The organism is Parapedobacter sp. ISTM3 (assembly GCF_016533505.1).
GTDB classification, from domain to species: Bacteria; Bacteroidota; Bacteroidia; order Sphingobacteriales; family Sphingobacteriaceae; genus Parapedobacter; species Parapedobacter luteus.
The window spans coordinates 31,033-51,083 of record NZ_JAENGN010000002.1 but is presented as its reverse complement, the minus strand read 5'-3'; the positions used below and the strand labels follow the sequence as shown (position 1 = coordinate 51,083).

Sequence of the window (20,051 nt, the reverse complement as noted above, 5' to 3'; positions counted from 1 at the left end):
AATATATTCGTTAATCAGTCGGACACCGTCATGGTTCATCAGGACTCCATCCATCCAATATCCGTTCTTCCGTATAATATTCAGCTTGTGCGGCGGTCAGCTCATGCGCCCAGGATACGCGCCTTCCCCGTAGCGCCCCTTCCCCGTGGTTGTTGTACTCGGCATAGCCGGCCGTCTGCTCATTGCTCGCCTTCCCCCAGTTATGCCAGCCTTCCGGCCGAATCTGCTCGCTCATGCGGCAATCCATGAAGACGGTTTTTGCATACGGGCGCCAAGGCCGCCCCAGGTAAGTAGATTGTGGAGGGGCTTCGCCGCCAACGATGCAGTTTTTAAACACAAAACCGTATTGAACGGTATCTGGCGTAGAGGCTGCTGTAATGTACGATCCACCCGGTTTGCAGTGGATCTCGCACGATTGGAAGAGCGCGGTTGCCGCACCGAAAATAAAATCGGTTGTCCCTTCGATGTAACAGTCCTTGTAGTACTGCCTGCTCCCGTCTAACTGCGGATAAAGCGTATCCTGGTGTCCCAAAAAGCGGCATCTGTTAAAAAACACCCGATCTGCACTCACGCGGACGGCTACTGCCTGCCCCACCGGCCCTGCGCTGTTTTCAAATGTGATGTTTTCCGCATAAAATCCATCGCCAAAAACGAAGAACGAAGAGGAACCCGATGTGCCCATAGCTTCACCGAACCGGTTTTTTTTTGCTGGCGTAATCATCATATGTGAGTATCGTCGTGCGCGCATCTTCGCCAATGAACGAAACATTCGTCTTTGAATCAGGCAAAACCAGCTTTTCCTTGTAAACACCGGGTTTTATGCGGATGACGGTACGCACACTGCGCATATCCGGAACCGCCATGATAGCCTCCTGCACGGTGCTGTAATTGCCAGTACCGTCCTGTGCCACCACCAACTCGCCCGTTTGTCCAAACAGCGCCAGGCAAACGGAAAGCAAGAACCAAACCGGGAAGACGCGATACTTCAAAATCAACATGGTCACCTGTGTGATAGATTCAACTAATTGGTATAATCGGGTACGTTTAAACATGGCCCGATATCGTAAGCGCAAGTATAAGGGGAATCCAGCCAAAACAACGACTGTCGGGCCGGATAAAATTACGCAAACGATACCGATATCGTTTGCAGACAGATCCGTAGGGTCTCCGGATCAATTCGGTAACGATTGCGTAGTTATTTCTGTATCGGAGTTTCCGAATATTCCATAAACTGCCTATCCTTGTGTCGCATATCGACGCCCGAACGGGTGTCTGCCGTGGCTCAAAACTGATTTTCGGACCTATCAATTGCTTATCAATAATATGAAGACTGCTGGGATTATATCGGTTTTTATCATGATGTATTTCGGTGTAAATACCGTTCTCCACCCTATCCTTGCGCAACAGGTTTCGGAAGTGTGGGTGGCAGACCAGGGCGATGGGACCTATAAAAACCCCATTTTGCATGCCGATTACTCGGACCCCGACGTAATGCGGGTAGGAGATGATTACTTCATGACCGCTTCCAGCTTCGACGCCGTGCCCGGCCTTCCCATCCTTCATTCCAAAGACTTGGTCAACTGGACGCTCGTGGGGCATGCCTTGCGTCGCCAGCCGCCGTTTGAGCATTTCGAAAAAACCCAGCACGGCAATGGCGTATGGGCTCCTTCCATCCGGTATCACGACGGTGAGTACTATATTTTCTGGGGCGATCCGGATTTTGGCATTTACCGCGTCAAGACCAGCGATCCCTTCGGTGAATGGGAGGCGCCCGTGCTACTGGAGCCTGCCAAAGGAATCATTGACGTATGCCCGATGTGGGATGAAGACGGCGAGGCTTACCTCATATATGCCTATGCCGGCAGCCGCGCGGGCATCAAAAGCGTCCTCGCTATCAAGCGCATGGATGCTGCGGCCACCCGGACACTCGACGAAGGCGTGATTGTCTATGACGGCCACGAGTTGGACCCTACCATCGAAGGCCCCAAATTTTACAAGCGCGATGGCTACTATTACATCTTCGCCCCTGGCGGCGGCGTTGCCACCGGCTGGCAAACCGTCTTGCGGTCGACGCAACTTTACGGTCCTTATGAACGCCGCATGGTATTGCATCAAGGCGCCACAGCCATCAATGGCCCTCACCAGGGCGGGTGGGTCGATACCCAAACCGGCGAAGACTGGTTTATTCATTTCCAAGACAAAGGCGTGTACGGCCGCGTCACTCACCTGCAACCCATGGTCTGGAAAGACGGGTGGCCCGTAATCGGTACCGACCGGGAAAATAAGGGCTATGGTGAACCCGTATTGACGCACCGAAAACCGAATGTAGGGCAGCCCCATCCCATTGCCACGCCTGCAGAAAGTGATGAATTCAACGGCCTGCGCATGGGGCTGCAATGGCAATGGCAAGCCAATCCAAAGGCCACGTGGTCGTTCCTTTACCCAGACAAGGGCGTGTTGCGTCTCTACGCACAGCAGGTGCCAAACGGGGCGCGCAATCTCTATGAAACCCCAAACGTTCTCATGCAGAAATTTCCGGCCCCGGCGTTTGTAGCGACCGCCAAAATTGAATTTACACCACACCCTGACAAACTGCTGGGCGAAAAAGCCGGCTTGGTCATTATGGGGAGAAGCTACGCGGCGTTGGCCTTCCGTAAAGATGCTGATGGCATTGCGCTGGTGCAAACCACTGCCAATGGCGCACATCAGGGGAAACCCGAAGAGGAGGCGGTCATCACGAAGCTGGAAAGCGGCGCATGCTACCTTCGGGTAGTGGTAGCCGAAGGCGGACAGTGCCGTTTTTTTTATAGTATGGACGGCCGCGATTACCGCGAGGCCGGGGAGCCATTCCAAGCTGTTGAAGGCCACTGGATCGGTGCAAAAGTCGGCCTGTTCTGTACCCGCACCGAAACCATCAATGATGCCGGCTGGATGGACGTCGATTGGTTCAGGGTGACCCCTTTAGCTCAATAATAGTATGATGGCAACATCCAGATTGACCGCACTAACGATCCGGCACATCACCACGATGTGGCTGGCCGTATTGGCGGCCAACACCGGAGCCGCTGCGCAAACGGCCGTGGCAGATAGTGTGGCCGAACAGATGCTGCTACTCCAACGGTCCTATGGCGGGTGGTCCAAAACCTTCGACGGCAAGGCCGTCGATTATCGGCGCCCATTCAGCGAAGGCGAACGCAGGCTGGCGTGGAAGCAAAAAGAGGCCGATGATGCCACAATTGACAACGGTGCAACGACCAAGGAAGTCATTTACCTCCTTGAAGCACACAGGAAAACAGGAAATGCCCGTTATGCCGACGCCGCCCGTCGCGGGGTCGATTACCTGCTGGAAGCCCAATACCCCGGCGGTGGATGGCCGCAATATTTTCCTGACATACGCTTTTACCGCTCGCAGATCACGTACAATGACGATGCCATCTTCAATGTGCTGACGCTGCTAAAGGCCGTCGCCGACGGCGAATATGGGCCGGTTTTCGGAAGGAGGTATCGCAAGCGGGCTCAGCGAGCGGTACTCAAAGGGGTCGAAAACACACTTGCCACGCAGGTTGTGATTGACGGGAAAAGGACTATCTGGGCAGCCCAATATGACAAAGATAGCCTCAAACCCGCCACCGCACGGGCCTACGAACTGCCATCGTTAGCCACGTCCGAATCGGCCAATATCCTCATGTTTCTCATGGCATTAACAGCGCCGAGCGAGCGCGTAAAGCAAGCCATACACCAGGGCGTTCGGTGGTTTACCGAACATGACATCGAGGGGTACACGACAAAAATCGTGGTGGCACCGGATCAGCCTACGGGAAGAGACCGGGTATTGGTCGTTGCTCCGGGGGAAGTTATCTGGGCACGGTTTTATGACCTTGCAGAGCAACAACCGCTGTTCGCGGGGCGCGACGGCCAACCCAAGAAAAAGTTGGAAGCGGTCGAAAACGAACGCCGCGTGGGCTATGCTTGGTATGGCGGATGGGGCGACACGGTCATCAAGCGCTACAAGAAATGGGTGGAACACCATCAGTGACCTGCGGTCGATCCGGCAGCCATCACCCTGTTCAAAAAGGCGGTAATCGTCTCCAACATCGGCGTAAACCAGGGTTCGAACAAGCAAAAGGAATGGGGCGCATCGGCGAAGACTTTCCTTTCGTGATAAATGCCGTGTTCGTCCAATACTCGTATAAAATCGTCTCTGCCGGCATGCATGCGATCCACCGAACTGTTGATAAACAGCGTGGGAGGTGTATTTTCCGAAACGTGTGTCAACGGTGAGGCCTCCACCCACAGGTCCGGCCGTTCGTATTTGGTGTATCCAAACCAATAGGTGGCGGCAGAGGTGGATTTGGTGTCGTCGCCTTCCCCAGATTCGGGATGGATAAACGCCAGGATGCCATCAATATCGATGATGGCTTGCACCCGGTCTCCGCCGACTCCACCGCAAGCCAGCGCAAGCTCCGGATTTCCCGCTGTCGTGCCCGCCAATGCGGCAAGCTGGCCGCCAGCGGAAAAGCCCAGCACCGCGATTCGATGCGGATCGATACGTAAACTATCGGCATGCTTATGCATCCAACGTAGTGCGGTTTTCACATCGCATACCGCAGCGGGATACAGCGCATGCGTAGATAGCCGGTAATCAATCGTCACGCAACTGAATCCTTCGGCGGCCAACCGCTGGGCCAACGGCCCCAGTTGGCGTTTGTCGCCACTCCTCCATCCGCCACCGAAGATCAGCAGCACGGCCGGCGCCTTACCTTCAACGCCCTCGGCAGGATAAATGTCTGCGACTAATTCCCAATTATCCGCATCTCCATACGGTACATCACGGACTACCTCGCTTTGATGCGGTTGTTCCCGAACCAGTCGAATGAAGGGATAGCTTTTCAACATACGTTGAAACTCTTTTTCCGGCGTGAAACCGGTATCCCTAATCCCCGTCAGACCCGCTTTGTTCGGGGCAACGGTAAGCGGGCACCAGCCCCGAAAAACGGTATCAAGCATGTGGCGTGTCCGACCACTGCGTGCCAACTGCTTCGACCGAGGCACCCGTGGTTCAGGACCGGCGCCCGACGCCACGGCCGATAGGCCTGCCGAAACCTGTACCCGGTACCGTCCCGATTCATCAGCCTGAACGGTGCTTCCGGTCTCTTTCACCAAAACACGCACGCCGGCAACCGCCTGTTGGGTCACTTGGTCTGTAACCGTTCCACTCACCATACCTTGGCCATAGCTGCGTTGGCCTGGGACGACCAACAACGTAAAAATCAAGAGTACGTAATGCCTCATAATCGCCGATTGCTATCGCTTATACTTGGTTTAGCCATTTGCATTTTCTTAAACGATGGCCGTTGGTCGCATTACGGCGAATACGACTGTGCAAGTTTACCGGATTTGCAAGACCAAACACCACGCGAGCCGTAGAAAAAACTACGCAATCGATACCGGTATCGATTGCGGGGGAAGACCGGGCGTTGGCCACGCCATGTGCGCCTATTCACTGCTTGTGTTACTTGTATATAAGGAATGAATTAACTAAGTTTGTCAAATAACTAAATTAAACCGTGTTCAAACCCATCACGATTAAAGACATCGCGCAGGCGTTGGAGCTTTCGCCCTCCACGGTATCCCGTGCACTTAGCGACAGTTATGAGATCAACGAGGAGACGAAGAAACGCGTAATCGAATATGCGGAAAAGCATAACTACCGCCGCAACCCGATGGCATCGAGCCTGCGTCAGGGGCGCAGTTATTCCATTGGTGTCGTGGTGTGTGAGGTTGCAAACAGCTTTTTCTCACAAGCTATCGATGGCATCGAATCCGTTGCCTATGGCAAGGGGTACCACGTCATCATCTCCCAGAGCCACGACGCCTATGAGCGCGAGGTGGTCAATATGCAACACCTGGCCAACAGGGCTGTCGATGGGCTGCTCATTTCCATGTCGGCGGAGACCAAGGATTTCTCACATATCGTCAACCTGCACGAGCAGGGGTTGCCGATTGTCTTTTTCGATCGCATCATCGATGCCTTTGAAACCCATACGGTCACATCCAATAATCGTGAAGGAGCCATGAAGGCGACGCAATCGCTGATTGACCGGGGCTTCCGGAAGATAGCCCATTTAGCCAACGCCCCGCACCTGTCCATTACTGCTGAGCGCCTTGAAGGCTATGAGGATGCACTCCGGCAAAATGGCCTCGCGCTGGATGAATCATTTATCCGCTGTTGCCACCACGGTGGGCGTATACAGCAGGAGGTCGAGGAAGCCGTACGGTACTTCCTTAGTCTGCCCAAAAGGCCGGACGCTGTCTTCGTGGCGAGTGACCGGTTGAGCATGGGCTGTTTAAGCGCTTATAATAAGCTCGCGCCAAAGAGCGAGCACCCTGCTGTCGCAGGATTTTCCAATTCAGACGTATTGGATTTGCTTCAGCCCAATTTTACCTGTGTGCGCCAGCCGGCATTCGAAATGGGCCGCATGGCGATGGAAATGCTTATACAGCTCATTGAAAGCCGTTATCCAGTCGATGATTTCGAAAACGTGGTGCTGCAAACCGAATTGATGATGCCTCACCGCATCAGCGGGTAGCTCCGTTTCAAATCGTATCCCCTTTTCAATAGTCACCTATATTTCATACCTCGTATTTAAACCGTACCTTTGCACCATGATTAATGTATCGAATCTTTCGCTTCGCTATGGCAAGCGCGTGCTGTTTGAAGACGTCAACCTGAAGTTCACCCAAGGCAATTGTTACGGCATTATCGGTGCTAACGGTGCCGGGAAATCTACCTTCTTAAAAATCATTTCCGGTGATGTAGACCCCACAACAGGGTCGGTAAGCTTCACGCCTGGAGAACGCATGGCCGTGCTCAAACAAGACCACTATGCGTTTGATGAATTTTCGGTCATTGAGACGGTACTCATGGGCCATCAAGAGCTGTATAACATCATGAAGGAAAAGGATGCGATATATGCTAAAGAAGACTTTTCGGATGCGGATGGCGAGCGCGCCGGCGAGCTAGAAGCCCGTTTTGCAGAGATGGATGGCTGGAATGCCGAAAGCGATGCCGCGACATTGCTCAGCAACCTGGGCATTGACGAAAACCTGCACTACAAGCTGGTGAAAGAACTAGACGGCAATCAAAAGGTACGTGTATTATTGGCGCAGGCGCTATTTGGCAATCCGGATATCTTGTTGTTGGACGAGCCGACCAACGACCTCGATATCGAGACGATTGCCTGGCTGGAAGATTTTCTGGCAGGATATGAAGCCATCGTGCTCGTGGTATCCCACGACCGGCATTTCCTCGATGCCGTGTGTACACATGTTGTAGACATTGACTTTGGAAAGATGACCATCTATACCGGCAATTACACCTTCTGGTATGAATCCAGCCAATTGGCGGCGAAGCAACGTGCTGAGCAGAATAAGAAAATGGAGGATAAGGTCAAGGAACTCCAGGAATTCATCCGCCGCTTCAGCGCAAACGCCTCGAAATCAAAACAAGCGACCAGCCGAAAGAAGGCCCTGGACAAGATCAATCTGGAAGAAATCAAACCGTCAAACAGGAAGTATCCGGCCATCATGTTCAATACGATGGCGCGTGAAGCCGGTGATCAGATTTTACAGGTTGAAAACCTGAGCAAAACATTGAGTGGCGACGTGCTTTTCAGCGATGTAACGTTCATGGTCAACAAAGGCGATAAAATCGCCGTACTGTCGCAGAACAGCCTGGCTACAACGGCATTTTACGACATTCTTACAGGCAGAGACCTTGATTTCAACGGCAGTTTCAAATGGGGAGTGACCATCAGTATTGCGGATATCCCGATGGACAATAGCGCCTATTTTGATGGCAAGGATGAAAATCTCATTGACTGGCTGCGGGAATATTCTTCCACCGATAAAGACGAACAGTTTATCCGCGGTTTCCTGGGCAAGATGCTGTTTTCGGGTGAGGAAGTGCTCAAAAAGTGTTCGGTACTCTCCGGAGGCGAAAAAATGCGTTGCATGTTTTCGCGGATGATGCTCCAACAGGCCAACGCCCTGTTGTTTGACGAACCAACCAATCACCTCGATCTCGAATCGATTACGGCACTCAACAATGGCATGAACGATTTCCGGGGCAGTATACTGTTTACGTCGCGCGACCATGAACTGACCCAAACCGTAGCCAACAGGATTATTGAGCTTACACCGCGCGGCATCATCGATAAGCTGATGAGTTATGACGATTACATCAGTAGTGAAGCTATAAAAGAACAGCGCGAAGCGATGTACGCTTAAACTACGCTGCGGCGCATAATCAATGGATGAACAGCCCCACGGTAAGGAATACGTTGTGCTGACTAAAGGTGTTGCCCAAAAAGCGGGTATCAAACTGCTGGAAGCCATAACCGGCGCTGAACAACAGATCCGAACCTTCCATCAGCAGGTGGCCGTAAGTAACGCCTACTTTACCAACAAATCCTTTGAAATAATCGCTGCCGATGCTTGGTGCATATCCGACGTTGGCCAGCACGCCGACTGTGCCTAAGGGAGACAGCTGGGCGAGTGGCAACCGCACGTCGGCAAATATCGGCAAGGTGTTTACCCGGCGGGTGGATCGGGTGCCGTCGGCCAATGTCGTCCGGCCGCGGTAAACATCAGTACCGATGCCAAGGCCTATATACACGTCATCATAAAAGTTGCGACCGAAAGAAAATTGAAACTGATAGCCATGCATGGGACTTTGGTCGCTGGTCGTCGACAGGCCAAAGAGCCCTCCCGCCTGCAACAACGTATATGTACCCCGTTGCTGGGCTTGCGCATGAAAGCAAAAACCAATCAATAATCCGATAGCTGCAAAAAAACAACGGTTCTTCATTTTTAATACAAGATTTTATACACTAATTCCTTGAGTAAGTCACCTTGTTCGACATTTACCGCATTTAGCCCTTTTGACTTGAGGTCATACTCGCGGAGGTAGGCAATGATATCGAACGTCTTGCGGCGGTTGTAACTGCGGGCCGCCATATCGTACTCCTTGGTAAAAAACGGATGCACACCGAGCTCCCGCGCCACGGCCTGCGGCGATTTGTCTGGAAGGTAATGGTACTTCAAAATTTTGGTAAAATAGCCCGCCATGGCTCCGAGGATTACCTGAATAGGGCTGCTCCGCGGATTTGCGGCAAAATAAGCCACAATCTGGAAAGCCTTTCCGATGTCTCGTTTAGCTAAGGCCGTGTTGAGTTCAAAAACGTTAAAATCTTTGCTTATCCCAATATTGCGTTCGATGTCAGCCGCAGTGATTTCCTGTCCTTTGGGCACATTGAGCATCAGCTTTTCCAATTCATTAACCACCTTCGCCAAATCATTGCCCAGGTATTCGGCCATCATTGCCGCTGCTTGCGGATGGATTCGCCATCCCCTGTCCTTCACAAACGCGGTGATCCACGGCGCTACTTTATCGTCATAAAGCTTGGCTGATTCCAGCACCACCCCGATCTTCTCCGCCAGTTTATAGCTTTTCTTGCGTTTATCGAATTTCGCGTGTTTGTGGGCCAGCACCAATACGGTGCTTTTCATCGGGTTTTCCAGGTAGGCTAAGAACAGTTCATCGTCTTTCCACTTGAGATGCTGGGCTTCTTTTACAACAATCACTTGATAGTCGCTCATCATGGGATAGCGCTTGGCGGCGTTCACAATCGTGGTAAAATCGGTGTCCTTCCCGTAAAGCACCGTTTGGTCAAACCCCTTCTGGGCTTCGTTGAGCACATGCTCCTCGATATAATCACTCACCAAATCAATGTAATACGGTTCCTCTCCGTGCAGCAAATATACCGGTTGGAGCCTTCCCCCCTTGATGTCCGTGATGATCTGATTGGCGTCCATTTAGTTTCCCTCTGATTTCGCGTCGCCAAATTAAACATTATGTTCCAGCTGCAAAAAAGTTTTCGATGATGCGGCTTGGCGATGACTTGTCATTTATCCACAAGTTGGCTAAGTTTGCAGGATGTTCACCCCCATTCCACTCAATCTTCCCGCATATGCGGCTAAAATCCGGCGGGACGGCACGAGGCTATTTATCTTTGATGAGTTGCGAAAAAAACAGCTTGTCCTGACGCCTGAAGAGTGGGTGCGCCAGCATTGGATACAGCACCTCATCCACACCAAAAAATACCCGAAGGCACTGATCAAGATTGAAGGTGGACTTAAATTGAACGAAATGCCGAGGCGAAGCGATTTGGTTATCTACGATACCCTGGGAAATAAGATCCTGCTTGCCGAGTTTAAGGCACCTTCCGTCAAGATTACGCAACGTGTTTTCGAACAGATCGCACACTACAACACCATACATCGAATCCCTTTGCTATTGGTCAGCAACGGCTTGCAACATTTCTATTGCCGCATCGATTTTGAGCAAGGCGACATCAATTTTCTGGACGATCTGCCGGATTATCTGCCATAGGCAAACCCGCAAGCGCTCCCGACGATGCAGACAGTCTGGCAGCACGGTCACACGGCATTTTGACAGTTGCCCCGCAGCCAACGCGTAGTGGCTCGATGTTTGTCCAATGAAGTTGATACCATGTTGGTATACATAAATTGAACGAAATAACCTATCTTAGCAATTTAATACAAATAAGAAATGAGTATTGATAAAAACGAATTCAGGAAATATGCAATCAAGCACCATCGGATTGGCAGCCAACATGTAGACAGCTTCATCTCCCGTGTAGAGCGCAAGACGCCGACTTCACTGACCCCTTATATCATCGAGGAGCGGCAATTGAACGTCGCGCAAATGGACGTATTCTCCCGGTTGATGATGGATCGTATCATTTTCCTCGGCGATGCCGTGACCGATCAGGTAGCAAACATTATACAGGCACAGTTGTTATTCTTGCAATCTGCCGATGCCCATCGCGACATCCAGATATATATCAATTCGCCAGGCGGTAGCGTTTACGCCGGGTTAGGTATCTATGACACCATGCAATACATCACGCCGGATGTAGCGACTATCTGTACGGGTATGGCAGCTTCCATGGGTGCAGTACTGCTTTGCGCGGGCGCAAAAGGCAAGCGGGCAGCACTGACCCACTCGCGGGTCATGATTCACCAACCTTCCGGCGGTGCACAGGGTGTAGCAGCTGATATGGAGATCAACCTCCGCGAAATGCTGAAACTTAAAAAAGAACTTTACGAAATTATTTCGCAGCACTCAGGAAAAACCTACGAATGGGTAGAGCGTTCCTCGGACCGCGATTATTGGATGACCTCTTCTGAAGCCAAGGAACACGGCATGGTCGATGAAGTGCTGACCTCCAAAAAGGAGAAATAAAAATGGCAAAAAACATGAAGGAAGTAACGTGTTCATTTTGTGGTATCCGGAAACAGGACGCGCTGATGCTCATCGCCGGTGATGGAGCGCATATCTGTGACCGCTGTATTACGCAGGCCAGTGAGATACTAACGGAGGAAATGAATCTTCGTAAAAGCAAGGCGCTGCAAACCACGTTGAAGCTTATACGGCCTATTGAAATCAAAGAACACCTCGATCAGTACGTCATCGGACAGGACGACGCCAAAAAGGTGATGGCCGTATCGGTATACAACCACTACAAGCGGCTCAACCAGAAGGTAGACAAGGATGAGATTGAGATTGAAAAATCCAATATCATCATGGTGGGCGAAACCGGTACCGGAAAAACGTTATTAGCAAAGACGATCGCCAAAATCCTAAACGTCCCCTTCTGCATTTGCGATGCCACGGTTCTTACCGAAGCCGGCTATGTGGGCGAAGACGTCGAGAGCATACTCACCCGCTTATTGCAGGCGGCGGATTACGATGTCGCCGCTGCGGAACGGGGAATCATCTACATCGACGAGATTGATAAAATCGCACGGAAGAGTGATAACCCGTCGATTACACGCGACGTATCGGGTGAAGGGGTTCAGCAGGCGCTGTTGAAAATATTGGAGGGAACTATCGTGAACGTGCCCCCACAGGGCGGACGCAAGCATCCCGACCAAAAAATGATCGCCGTAAACACCAACAACATTCTGTTCATCTGCGGCGGGGCGTTTGATGGCATCCAGAAAAAAATAGCCAACCGGCTACGCACCCAGACAATTGGCTACAAGGTCAACAAAGACGAGGCCGACATCGACGTGAACAACCTGTATAAATACATTACACCGCAGGATCTGAAAAACTATGGGCTTATCCCAGAGCTAATCGGCAGGCTGCCTGTATTGACCTACCTCAATCCCCTTGATAAAGACACGTTGTTGAATATTCTTACGGAGCCGAAAAATGCGTTGATAAAGCAATATAGAAAGCTGTTCGATTATGAGGGGGTCGAACTGAAGTTTGATGAAGACGTATTCCAATTCATTGTCGATAAGGCCGACGAGTTTAAGCTTGGTGCGCGTGGACTACGGTCCATCTGTGAGGCCATCATGCTGGACGCGATGTTTGAAATTCCGTCCAGTAAAAACAAGGGCGAGCAAAAAGAGCTTTATATAACGCTTGAATATGCGAAACACAAATTTGAGAAATCTGATTTGAAAAAGCTGAAAGCAGCATAACCTAACCCCCCGTTTTAAAGCGGGGGTTTTTTATTTTATAGCTATGTCACGAGCCAAAACAAAACCTGTGCAGAGCCCCGTGAAGCCGGGATTGAAAACAAAGGAAGACATTGTAAACAACTGGTTGCCACGGTATACAAGTCGCCCATTGGAAGAATTTGGCGAGTATATCCTGCTTACCAACTTCTCCAACTATGTCAAGCTGTTTTCCGAGATGCATGACAACGCTCCCATCATGGGGCTTGACAAGCCGATGCAAAGCGTGACAGCTGAAGGCATTACCATCATCAATTTCGGCATGGGAAGCCCCATGGCTGCAACGGTCATGGATCTGCTCGCTGCCATCGCCCCTAAGGCCGTATTGTTTCTGGGGAAAGCAGGGGGGCTCAAGAAAAAGAATAAAATCGGCGATTTGGTCCTGCCCATTGCGGCAATCCGGGGCGAGGGCACGTCCAACGACTATTTCCCACCGGAAGTACCTGCGCTACCAGCTTTTGCTTTGCAGAAAGCCATCTCAACCACGATACGCGACCATTCACTGGACTATTGGACGGGGACGGTTTATACGACAAACAGAAGAGTCTGGGAGCATGACAGGTCATTCAAGCGTTACCTCAAAAGCATCCGCGCCATGCTGGTCGATATGGAAACCGCGACTATCTTTTCCGTGGGGTTTGCCAATAAAATCCCCACTGGGGCTTTGCTCCTCGTGTCTGACCAACCCATGATTCCTGAAGGGGTAAAAACGGTCGAGAGCGACTCCAGTGTCACTGCCCAATATGTCGAAACGCATCTCACCATTGGCATTGAATCCTTGCGCCAGCTAATCAACAACGGGTTGACCGTAAAACACCTGAAATTTTAGTATGCTTATCGGTCCGCACACCTTCCGGGATTTCGCTTTTAAGCATTTTGAATATGCCGCGCCGCCACAGCGGTCGCTACCCACGACGCCGCACGGTTGCTTATGCGCGTCCAAAGCGTTATTATTCTTATTTTTGTTAAACACCAGCAAAGGGACAGATGATGTGGTACAACAATATTTTAGAAACCATTGGTAACACACCGTTGGTGAAGCTCAATACCATTACGAAAGGGATCAAGGGCACCATATTGCTCAAGGTGGAAACCGCTAATCCCGGCAACTCCATCAAAGATCGTATGGCGGTAAAAATGATTGAAGATGCCGAGCAGGCCGGGCTTCTTAAGCCAGGTGGCACCATTATCGAGGGCACCTCCGGCAACACGGGCATGGGCCTGGCCATGGCCGCGGTCATCAAAGGGTATCGTTGCATCTTCACGACTACGGATAAGCAATCCAAGGAAAAGATCGATGCGCTGCGTGCGTTCGGCGCTGAAGTCATTGTTTGCCCCACCAATGTTGATCCCGATGATCCTCGGTCGTATTATTCCGTTTCCAGCCGCCTGGAACGTGAGATCCCCAACTCCTGGAAGGCCAACCAATATGACAACCTCTCCAATACCCAAGCACATTATGAACAAACGGGACCGGAGATATGGGAACAGACCGGGGGCAAAATTACCCACTTCATTGCCGGCGTAGGTACCGGAGGTACCATAAGCGGTGTCGGCAGATACCTCAAAGAGCGAAATCCAGCCATACAAGTATGGGGCATCGACTCCTATGGTTCCGTTTTCAAAAAGTACAAGGAAACGGGCATTTTCGATAAAGAGGAGATTTATCCGTATATCACCGAAGGTATCGGAGAAGATTTTCTGCCGAAAAACGTCGACTTTTCGGTCATCGATCGGTTTGAAAAAGTGACGGACAAAGACGCGGCATTAATGACACGCGAAATCGCCCGGAAAGAAGGCATATTTGCCGGTAATTCGTCTGGAGCAGCTGTAGCCGGCCTTTTGCAGCTCAAGGACGAGCTCACGGATGATGCCGTTGTGGTCATCATTTTACATGACCATGGATCGCGCTATATGGCCAAGATGTATAATGACGATTGGCTGCGCGAGCGTGGATTCCTCAAAGATGAAAAGCTAACAGCGTTGGCCATCCTGAAAAAAAGAGGCGAGGTTCCCATCGTCACCGCAGACGTCGGACAATCGGTAATCGAAACGTTTAATATCATGAAGACGCTCAACATCTCACAGATACCGGTGACGCAGCATGGAATGGTTATTGGCAAGGTGACGGAAGCTGACATCCTGCACGCCCTGCTGGAAAATCCCGCGTTACGATCGGCTCAGGTTGCTGAGATATGCACCCCACCGTTTCCTTTCGTGGAACTCAGGACATCCATCGATAAGATCTCTTCGCTCATCCATAAAGACAATCAAGCGGTATTGGTCGAGGACGAATCCGGCAAACTGGCCATCATCACACAATATGACATTATCAATGCTATCTCCGAATAAGCAAAAAGCCCGGACTCAATGGCCCAGGCTTCTGCTAATTCCTGCATATATATTATTGACGCTTATGCGCCAGCTACCAGCGTAATCTTCAGGTTGATCTCTTTGCTGATTAGGTCGTCCGCCTGGCCGGCGTAGTTTACTCCCCAGTCTTCACGCGCAATATTGAAGTCAGCAGTTGCTCGTAGGGACGTATCGCTTGCTTCCGCTACATGCGCATCAAAGGTGATGTTTTTCGTCACGCCGCGAAGCGTTAGGTTTCCGGAGATCACCGCCACGCCTGCTTCCGCACCGTCTTTTACGCCGGTTATCTCAAAAGTAGCTTCCGGATGATTTTCCACGTCAAAGAAATCAGCTGACTTCAGGTGTCCTTCCAGCTTCCCTTTGTATTCCCCTTCCAAATCCTGATTATCGATGGTATTCAGATCGATGACGAAGTTGCCGCCAACAAGCTTTCCGCCGTCTACTGTCAATGATCCGGTTTTAATCTTGACGGTACCGTGGTGTTGGCCACTTACTTTTCTTCCTGTCCACACCACGGAAGATGCGGCTGTGTCCACGGTCAACGCATTGCCAGAGCCGGATACCGTTGCTTCTACGCTGTCTGTCGTTTCTGCCTTCTTTCCTTCGGGATTGCTTACGCATGACACCAATAAACATGCCCCTGCGGCCAATGATAAGAGTACTTTTTCCATGATTTTTAAACGATTAAGTAATTTGATGGTTAACTATTTGTTATGCAAAAATATCGATCAATACCAATTTCTGAATTACACTGGAAAAAATAACAATTAATCAGCTAAATTGTTCTCAATGAGATAAGGGATTAGCGTCTATACGCCGGATATCTGCCCCCAAGGCACGTAGCCGGCCCTCGATATCCTGGTAGCCGCGTTCGATTTGCTCGATATTATGAATAACCGATCTCCCCTGTGCGGAGAGGGCGGCAATCAGAAGGGAAACGCCCGCCCGGATGTCCGGTGAGGTCATTTCAATTCCGCGCAGTTTGAACGCCTTATTAAGGCCGATTACCGATGCCCGATGCGGATCACACAAGATGATTTGCGCCCCCATATCTATCAGCTTATCGACAAAAAACAACCTGCTCTCAAACATCTTCTGGTGGATCAACACATGTCCCTTCGCCTGTGTGGCGACGACCAGTACAATACTCAGCAAGTCGGGCGTAAAGCCGGGCCAGGGTGCGTCAGCAATGGTCAGAATAGAGCCATCGATAAACGTGTCTATCGTATAGCTCTTTTGGGACGGGATGAAAATATCGTCGCCGCGCAATTCAAACTGAATACCCAGTTTGGCAAAAACCGACGGAATAATGCCCAGCTCGTGATAGTGTACATCTTTTATGGTGATTTCCGATTCCGTCATGGCAGCCAGGCCGATGAAGGAACCGATTTCTATCATGTCGGGCAACATGCGGTGTTCGGTTCCGCCCAGGTATTCCACCCCCTCAATGGTCAATAGGTTGGAGCCAATGCCACTTATTTTCGCCCCCATCCGGTTTAACATCTTGCACAGCTGCTGGAGGTATGGCTCGCAAGCGGCATTATAAATGGTGGTCGTCCCCTTAGCCAATACCGCAGCCATCACGATGTTGGCCGTACCGGTCACAGATGCCTCGTCCATCAGGATGTACGTTCCCCTGAGGTCGGTGGCATCCACGTTGAAAAAGTGGGCATCCGGATCATATTGAAACCGGGCTCCCAGTTTTTCAAAGCCCAGAAAATGAGTATCCAGCCGTCTACGCCCAATTTTATCGCCGCCCGGCTTCGGGATGGCCGCACGTCCGAACCTTGCCAACAGCGGTCCTACTATCATGATGGAGCCGCGTAAGCCGCTGCCTTTGCTTTTAAACTCCGGCGAGCGAAAATAGTCCAGATTAATATCCTTGGCCCGGAACGTATACATATCCTTGCTTCTCCGGGTGATCTGCACGCCGAGGTCGCCAAGCAGCTCAATGAGCTTGTTGACATCCTTGATATCCGGCACGTTGCTTACCGTTACCTCTTCTGGAGTAAGCAATACCGCCGATAGGATTTGCAGGGCTTCATTTTTTGCACCTTGGGGAATAATATCGCCTTTCAGTGGCCTTCCGCCGTGTATTTCGAACGCATTCAATGCTTCTTCTTTTTCTTTAGCTTTTTGTTGTTCTTGCCGTTGCCGTTTTGTTGTATAGTGCCTCCTTTAGTCCGCACACCCGGAGGCGGCGTTTTGAAGTCGAGCTTCGTCAGGCTCACATCAGGTCCAAGCTGCAATTCGCCGCCGGACAGCTCACGGAGATCCGCTATGATGGTTTCGTCTTCTACCGAATCTTTATTCCAGGTCACATACGCCATTTTCATAAAGTTGGCGATGGATTGGGTCATGCTCTTCTTTTTCTCCGGATCGGCAATTTTCTTGGCCCTTTCGATCATTCTTTCGATGGTGTAGCCATAATGCTTATACCTTATCCGGTGCTGAGGATAATCCAGCAGCTCGGGTTTGGGGTGAATAGCGTCCCGCTCGGGAATAGGGTATGGAGAGTCTACATCAATCTTGAAATCCGATATGATATGCAGGTGGTCCCATAGCTTATGCTTGAAATCCGCCACATCCCGAAGATGCGGGTTGAGGAAGCCCATCATATCGATGACGACCTGCGCATGGTTGTTGCGCTCCTCTTTTGTCGGCAATGTGGTGATATAATCCACCATATTCTGCACATTTCGCCCATATTCCGCCAAAATCAGTTTTGGCCTCGTACTATTGTAATCAAAATCCATTTCCATAGTTATATAATTCCCGTTTTTCACCCCACGATTCTCAACTTCGCAAATTTAAGCAACAATTGTTTCTGCCCCAATTCTTTGAAGAAAATAGTTGCTTTGACGTCGTTTTTGCTCCCTTCCAGGTTAATGACCTTTCCGAAGCCGAAGCGTTCGTGTTCCACTTCCATGCCCACCTGCAGGTTGCTGATATCCGACGGAGCAAAACCCGGGGTCGGCGTGTGGGCTTTCGGCAACATAGCCGTCGTTTTAGGCATTACCTTTGGCTTGGGTTTCGTAAAAACATCCCGTTGTCCCCATGCCTGTCGCTCGTCCGCAAACGACGCTGCACGCTCCGGTATATCCTTCGGCCTAAAGTCCAATTCGAGGTAGGCCGGATTCAGTTCATCCAAAAAACGGCTTGGCTCGCAATTGTTCAGCGTACCCCAACGGTAGCGTGATGTAGCATAACTTAGCGTAAGCTTCTTCTCGGCCCGGGTCACAGCGACATAAAAAAGCCTGCGTTCTTCCTCCAGTTCACTGCGCGAATTAAGCGACAGTTGCGATGGAAACAGGTTTTCCTCCAGCCCTACGATAAACACGTGGGGAAACTCCAGTCCCTTGGAAGAATGGATGGTCATCAATGACACGGTATCCGCGTTGGGATCCTTGTCATTGTCGTCATTCGTAAGTAAGGCGACATCCTGCATAAATACATCGAGTCCCTTTTCTTCGATATCTTCCCGCTCGCTGAACTCTTTAATACCGTTGAGCAATTCCTGGATATTTTCATAACGGCTGAGGCCTTCCACTGATTTATCTTCATAGAGATCTTTCAGTATACCCGAATGCTGGGCGATATGCATGGCGGCATCAAAGGCCGAATGGTTTTTGGCCACCACCTGAAATCCCTGTATCATGGTCGCAAAGACCCCCACAACGCCCGCACTGCGGCCGTCCAGATAAGACGACGCGTTGCTGATGACATCCCAAAGCGTCAATTGCTGTTTGTCTGCTGCTATAAAGATACGATCCACCGTGGTGTCCCCTATCCCCCTGCGCGGGTAGTTGATGACCCGTTTAAGGGCTTCTTCGTCATTCGGGTTAAATGTCAGCCTAAAATAAGCGATCAAGTCTTTAATCTCTTTGCGCTGGTAAAAAGACGTGCCGCCATAGATTTTATACGGGATGTTAATCTTGCGGAGGGCTTCTTCCATGGCCCGGGACTGCGCATTGGTACGGTAAAGGATGGCAAAATCACGGTAGTTCCCCCCTTTCAGCGCCCGTTCCTGCGCAATGGCTTCAGCCACTATTTTCCCTTCTTCATTATCGCTGAATGCCCGGCATACCTTGATTTTTTCGCCGGCCTCGTTTTCAGAGAATACGTTTTTCTTGAGCTGATTCTTGTTATTGGCGATAATGCTATTGGCCGCATTAACGATATTCTGGGTCGAACGATAATTCTGTTCCAGCTTAAAAACCTTCAGGTCAGGATAATCCTTCTCAAAGTTGAGGATGTTTTGGATATTAGCCCCGCGGAACGCATAGATACTTTGTGCATCGTCACCCACCACGCAGATGTTTTCATTGATGGCGGCGAGCTTGCGTACGATCAGGTACTGGGAAAAATTGGTATCCTGATACTCATCCACCATGAGGTATTTAAACTTGTGCTGATAACGATGCAGCACTTCCGGAAATTCGCGAAAGAGCACATTGGTTTTGAACAACAGGTCATCAAAATCCATCGCTCCCGCCTTATAGCACCGCTGGGTATAGGTCAGGTAAATTTGACCCAGCTGGCCCCTGCCGTTGGCGTAATCTTCAGCTTGTATCTGATCGTTTTTGAGATATTCCTGTGCAGCTATCAGGTTATTTTTGGCTGATGAAATCCGGTTATACACAAAATTTGCGTTATAGAGCTTATCATCCAATTGCATTTCCTTGAGAATGCTGCGGATGAGGCTTTTGCTATCATCGGTATCGTAGATGGTAAAATTTCGCGGATAACCGATATGTTCGGCTTCCACCCGCAATATCTTGGCAAATACGGAGTGAAAAGTTCCCATCCAAATATTTTTCGCCTCATCACCGACCACTTTCATGATACGTTCGCGCATCTCTTTAGCTGCCTTGTTGGTGAATGTCAGCACCAGGATGTTAAAGGGGTCCACACCATGGCGCACCAGATGGGCCACCCGGTAAGTGATTACCCGCGTTTTGCCAGATCCAGCTCCGGCCACTATCATCACCGGCCCTTCGGTTTGTTCCACCGCGGCCCGTTGTGAAGGGTTTAAACCTGCTAAATAATCCAAAATCCTATTC

The 20,051-nt window shown here is 50.6% G+C and carries 18 protein-coding genes; 9 read left to right on the top strand and 9 right to left on the bottom strand.

Features of this window, described 5'->3' with window-relative positions; translation table 11 throughout:
• Positions 1 to 28: 28 nt before the first annotated feature.
• On the bottom strand, positions 29 to 682 hold the full coding sequence (locus tag JHJ32_RS02935) for a pectinesterase family protein (RefSeq protein WP_255539699.1): 654 nt from the start codon (positions 680 to 682) through the stop codon (positions 29 to 31).
• A gap of 4 nt (positions 683 to 686) precedes the next feature.
• Positions 687 to 1,052: a pectinesterase family protein gene (locus JHJ32_RS22990; RefSeq protein ID WP_255539698.1), complete on the bottom strand. Its 366-nt coding sequence runs from the start codon at positions 1,050 to 1,052 to the stop codon at positions 687 to 689.
• Positions 1,053 to 1,356: 304 nt separating this feature from the next.
• Here JHJ32_RS22990 and JHJ32_RS02930 point away from each other — a divergent pair, with 304 nt between their 5' ends.
• Both JHJ32_RS02930 and pelA read left to right on the top strand, forming a co-directional pair.
• The gene (locus JHJ32_RS02930) at positions 1,357 to 2,973 is read left to right on the top strand and encodes a glycoside hydrolase 43 family protein (RefSeq protein ID WP_200119757.1); all 1,617 of its coding nucleotides are present in this window, start codon (positions 1,357 to 1,359) and stop codon (positions 2,971 to 2,973) included.
• Positions 2,974 to 2,977: 4 nt separating this feature from the next.
• Positions 2,978 to 4,036 carry a pectate lyase gene (pelA, locus tag JHJ32_RS02925; protein WP_200119755.1) on the top strand — a complete coding sequence of 353 codons (1,059 nt, stop codon included), beginning with the start codon at positions 2,978 to 2,980 and terminating at the stop codon, positions 4,034 to 4,036.
• Here the strand turns inward: pelA and JHJ32_RS02920 are convergent.
• Positions 4,030 to 5,292 carry an alpha/beta hydrolase fold domain-containing protein gene (locus JHJ32_RS02920; RefSeq protein ID WP_200119754.1) on the bottom strand — a complete coding sequence of 421 codons (1,263 nt, stop codon included), beginning with the start codon at positions 5,290 to 5,292 and terminating at the stop codon, positions 4,030 to 4,032. The two genes, pelA and JHJ32_RS02920, sit on opposite strands and share 7 nt — an antisense overlap.
• A 275-nt stretch (positions 5,293 to 5,567) precedes the next feature.
• Here JHJ32_RS02920 and JHJ32_RS02915 point away from each other — a divergent pair, with 275 nt between their 5' ends.
• The gene (locus tag JHJ32_RS02915; RefSeq protein ID WP_200119753.1) at positions 5,568 to 6,590 is read left to right on the top strand and encodes a LacI family DNA-binding transcriptional regulator; all 1,023 of its coding nucleotides are present in this window, start codon (positions 5,568 to 5,570) and stop codon (positions 6,588 to 6,590) included.
• Positions 6,591 to 6,666: 76 nt separating this feature from the next.
• The gene (locus JHJ32_RS02910) at positions 6,667 to 8,289 is read left to right on the top strand and encodes an ABC-F family ATP-binding cassette domain-containing protein (RefSeq protein WP_079716889.1); all 1,623 of its coding nucleotides are present in this window, start codon (positions 6,667 to 6,669) and stop codon (positions 8,287 to 8,289) included.
• A gap of 19 nt (positions 8,290 to 8,308) precedes the next feature.
• Here JHJ32_RS02910 and JHJ32_RS02905 read toward each other — a convergent pair whose 3' ends face one another.
• Together JHJ32_RS02905 and holA are read right to left on the bottom strand one after the other, a co-directional pair.
• A complete protein-coding gene (locus JHJ32_RS02905) occupies positions 8,309 to 8,869 on the bottom strand; it encodes a hypothetical protein (RefSeq protein WP_200119752.1) in 561 nt (186 codons plus the stop codon).
• A gap of 2 nt (positions 8,870 to 8,871) precedes the next feature.
• A complete protein-coding gene (gene holA, locus JHJ32_RS02900) occupies positions 8,872 to 9,876 on the bottom strand; it encodes a DNA polymerase III subunit delta (protein ID WP_079716891.1) in 1,005 nt (334 codons plus the stop codon).
• A gap of 121 nt (positions 9,877 to 9,997) precedes the next feature.
• Here holA and JHJ32_RS02895 point away from each other — a divergent pair, with 121 nt between their 5' ends.
• From JHJ32_RS02895 to JHJ32_RS02875, 5 genes are all read left to right on the top strand, one after another.
• Positions 9,998 to 10,453, top strand: a complete 456-nt coding sequence (locus JHJ32_RS02895) for a type I restriction enzyme HsdR N-terminal domain-containing protein (protein ID WP_079716892.1) — start codon at positions 9,998 to 10,000, stop codon at positions 10,451 to 10,453.
• A 180-nt stretch (positions 10,454 to 10,633) separates the two neighbouring features.
• The gene (clpP, locus tag JHJ32_RS02890; protein WP_079716893.1) at positions 10,634 to 11,329 is read left to right on the top strand and encodes an ATP-dependent Clp endopeptidase proteolytic subunit ClpP; all 696 of its coding nucleotides are present in this window, start codon (positions 10,634 to 10,636) and stop codon (positions 11,327 to 11,329) included.
• 2 nt (positions 11,330 to 11,331) lie between these two features.
• Entirely contained in the window at positions 11,332 to 12,579 is a 1,248-nt protein-coding gene (gene clpX / locus JHJ32_RS02885) for an ATP-dependent Clp protease ATP-binding subunit ClpX (protein WP_200119751.1), read from the top strand.
• A 43-nt stretch (positions 12,580 to 12,622) separates the two neighbouring features.
• Positions 12,623 to 13,444: an AMP nucleosidase gene (locus JHJ32_RS02880; protein WP_079716895.1), complete on the top strand. Its 822-nt coding sequence runs from the start codon at positions 12,623 to 12,625 to the stop codon at positions 13,442 to 13,444.
• A 161-nt stretch (positions 13,445 to 13,605) separates the two neighbouring features.
• Complete coding sequence (locus JHJ32_RS02875) at positions 13,606 to 14,967, top strand: pyridoxal-phosphate dependent enzyme (protein WP_079716896.1); 1,362 nt, start codon at positions 13,606 to 13,608, stop codon at positions 14,965 to 14,967.
• A 62-nt stretch (positions 14,968 to 15,029) separates the two neighbouring features.
• Here JHJ32_RS02875 and JHJ32_RS02870 read toward each other — a convergent pair whose 3' ends face one another.
• From JHJ32_RS02870 to JHJ32_RS02855, 4 genes are all read right to left on the bottom strand, one after another.
• Positions 15,030 to 15,659: a YceI family protein gene (locus JHJ32_RS02870; protein ID WP_079716897.1), complete on the bottom strand. Its 630-nt coding sequence runs from the start codon at positions 15,657 to 15,659 to the stop codon at positions 15,030 to 15,032.
• A 115-nt stretch (positions 15,660 to 15,774) separates the two neighbouring features.
• Entirely contained in the window at positions 15,775 to 17,100 is a 1,326-nt protein-coding gene (murA, locus tag JHJ32_RS02865; RefSeq protein WP_079716898.1) for a UDP-N-acetylglucosamine 1-carboxyvinyltransferase, read from the bottom strand.
• Complete coding sequence (locus JHJ32_RS02860; RefSeq protein ID WP_200120177.1) at positions 17,097 to 17,744, bottom strand: DUF4290 domain-containing protein; 648 nt, start codon at positions 17,742 to 17,744, stop codon at positions 17,097 to 17,099. Before JHJ32_RS02860 ends, murA begins: the two co-directional genes overlap by 4 nt.
• A 26-nt stretch (positions 17,745 to 17,770) precedes the next feature.
• Complete coding sequence (locus JHJ32_RS02855; RefSeq protein ID WP_079716980.1) at positions 17,771 to 20,041, bottom strand: ATP-dependent helicase; 2,271 nt, start codon at positions 20,039 to 20,041, stop codon at positions 17,771 to 17,773.
• Positions 20,042 to 20,051 lie beyond the last annotated feature (10 nt).